We start from the raw sequence: 2193 nt of genomic DNA, 5'->3' as shown, positions 1-2193 counted from the left end.
TGTGCGCGCATCGGTGTTCCCCGGGTCGGTGGCACGTCCGGCGAGCATGGCACTCCCCCGCCCCGTGGACGAGAGCGGAACGGGCAGCCGCGAGGAACGCGGGGGCAGCCCCCGCCCGTACCGGGCCCGCGTCCTTCCCCTCCGCCCGGGGGCCTCCGGGCCGCTACCGTGTCCACGGTGCATCCGGTGGCGGATGCGGACGAGGGGAACTCGGGTGAACGCGCGACGTGTGGGGAAGATCCTCGTGGGCACGGTCCTCGGAGCGGTTCCGGGCCTGCTCTTCGCGGGGTGGGGGCTGTACCAGATACTCTCCGGCCCGAGCTGCGCCTGGCACGCGATGGAGGACGGCGACGTGTGCCTCAAGGGCAGCCAGCGGTACAGCTACTCCCAGTCGGAGACGGACAGCAAGGCCGGCGGTGCCATCTTCCTGGGCGTGGGCGGCATCCTCCTCGCCGTGGGCGGCTGGTTCGGCGCGGCCACGGCGAAGCAGAAGTTCGACGACGCCCAGAGGCTCAGGAACCGCCGTCCCCGCCCGACCGGCCGCTGACGTCGCGGGCCGTGGCCCCGCGCGCCTCCAGGTTCCAGGTGATGACCCGCCGGGGGTGTACGCGGACGATGTCCCGGCTGAAACGGTCGGGCGCGACGGGCGGCGGGTCGACGGCCAGGACCTCGGCCCTGCCCCTGATCTCGACACCGCGCCCCCACCCGCCCGCGACCGGGTCATCGGCGGGGGCCAGGTCGTCGACCACAACGGAGACATCCGGACGGGCCTGCGCGTTGCGGTACTTCTGGCTGCGGGCCATGGCGGGCCCGCCGATGTCAAGGGTGCCGTCGGCGTTGAGGCGGAAGCCCACCGGACGGACCTGCGGACACCCGTCGGGTCCGATGGTGGCGAGCCGGGCCAGTGGCCGGGAGACGAGATACGCGCGTTCCCTCTCGGTGAAAACCATGCGGCCGACACTAGGACCTCAAGCGCGGTTGAGGTCAAGCCCGCCTCAGCCTCCGGCCTCGGGGTCCTCCAGCGTCTCCGCGTCGATGGCCGGACCCTGGCCCTCGGGCAGTGGCGGTTTCTGCTCCGCGCCGTCCAGTTGCTGCTCCGTGCGGAGGGACTTGACGCGGCCCATCATCCTGGCCACGGCCGACATCGACAGGTGCTGCCGGACGGTCCGGAAGTGCGCGTCCCCAGGGCGTAGGTCACCGACCGACCAGGTGGGGAGCCCGGCCTCCCGCAGGCGGCCGGCGAGCGCGCGGCCGTAGACGGCGTCGGCGGGGGCGTAGCAGAGGACGACGGCGGGTTCACCGGGCGGGGTGAGCGGCCGGGGCGGGGCGGGCAGTGCCGCCGCGAGGCTGTCCGCGTGCCCGGCGGTGGTGGTGTCCGGGGTGCGGCCGAGGATGACGGCGGCGAGTTCGGCGACCTTGGCGTCGTACTCCTGGGGTCCGGTGTCGCGGACGTCGCGCCAGGTGCGGTTCGCGGCGAACGGCGGGAGGGTGACGTCGCCGAGGAGTACCGGGATGAAGCGCAGGTCCCGGCGGGCTCCGGCGGTGGCGAGGGCGGCGTACTCCTCGTGGGCGCGCGGTGAGGCGACCGGGGCCGGGCTGATGAGGACGAGGGCGTTGGCGGTGTCCCGGATCTCCGCCTCCAGGCGGTGCACGATCACGTCCCCCGGCAGCAGATGCCACTCGTCGAGGAAGACCCGGACCCCGTGGGCGGTGAGGCGGGACGCCAACTCCGCCGCCCAGGAGGCGTCCTCGGGTGCGTGCGAGAGGTACACATCGCTCATCGGCGGCCTCCGTAGCAGCGCTGTGGGGGCAAGGACGTCACCGCGCGGCCCCGTGGTTCCCCGCCGGGCGGACGGCGCGCACCAGGGCGGCGATCTGCTCGTCGAACCGCTCGGTGCCGGGGGTGCGCAGATCGAGCGGCCGGCGGATCCGGGCGAACGGCGGGAGCCGCACCTCCTCCGTCAGGACGGGGACGAACCGCCGCCCGCCGGAGTGGGCGCGCTGGAGCAGTGCCGCGTACTCGTCGCGGATCGCCGGATCGGCCATGGTGGCGCGGCTGAACAGCAGGACGCCGTTGGCCGACGCGAGCAACGCCCGTTCCTTCTCCAGGGAGGCGACCAGGCCGGGGCCGATCCACGCGTCGAGGAAGACCTCAGGGCCGGCGTCCCGCAGCCGGTCGGCCAGCCGCCGGGC

4 protein-coding genes are annotated in these 2193 nt (G+C 74.3%); 1 reads left to right on the top strand and 3 read right to left on the bottom strand.

Features of this window, described 5'->3' with window-relative positions:
- Nucleotides 1-214 precede the first annotated feature (214 nt).
- Nucleotides 215-547, top strand: coding sequence for a hypothetical protein (locus AC51EU_RS29830; RefSeq protein WP_496270210.1), 333 nt, complete (start codon nucleotides 215-217; stop codon nucleotides 545-547).
- Here AC51EU_RS29830 and AC51EU_RS29825 read toward each other — a convergent pair.
- The 3 genes from AC51EU_RS29825 to AC51EU_RS29815 form a co-directional block, all read right to left on the bottom strand.
- Nucleotides 513-950, bottom strand: coding sequence for a PPOX class F420-dependent oxidoreductase (locus AC51EU_RS29825; protein WP_496270209.1), 438 nt, complete (start codon nucleotides 948-950; stop codon nucleotides 513-515). The two genes, AC51EU_RS29830 and AC51EU_RS29825, sit on opposite strands and share 35 nt — an antisense overlap.
- Nucleotides 951-995: 45 nt before the next feature.
- Complete coding sequence (locus tag AC51EU_RS29820; RefSeq protein ID WP_496270208.1) at nucleotides 996-1781, bottom strand: toll/interleukin-1 receptor domain-containing protein; 786 nt, start codon at nucleotides 1779-1781, stop codon at nucleotides 996-998.
- 37 nt (nucleotides 1782-1818) lie between these two features.
- Nucleotides 1819-2193, bottom strand: a 375-nt coding sequence (locus AC51EU_RS29815; protein ID WP_496270207.1) for a toll/interleukin-1 receptor domain-containing protein, incomplete at its 5' end; no start/stop codon positions are given.

The organism is Candidatus Streptomyces philanthi, assembly GCF_059553635.1.
This window is presented reverse-complemented; position numbering and strand designations above follow the sequence as displayed.

Excerpts from the sequence above, each read along its gene's own strand:
- AC51EU_RS29825 (WP_496270209.1), bottom strand. The coding sequence starts at position 950 with ATGGTTTTCACCGAGAGGGAACGCGCGTATCTCGTCTCCCGGCCACTG.
- AC51EU_RS29820 (WP_496270208.1), bottom strand. The coding sequence starts at position 1,781 with ATGAGCGATGTGTACCTCTCGCACGCACCCGAGGACGCCTCCTGGGCG.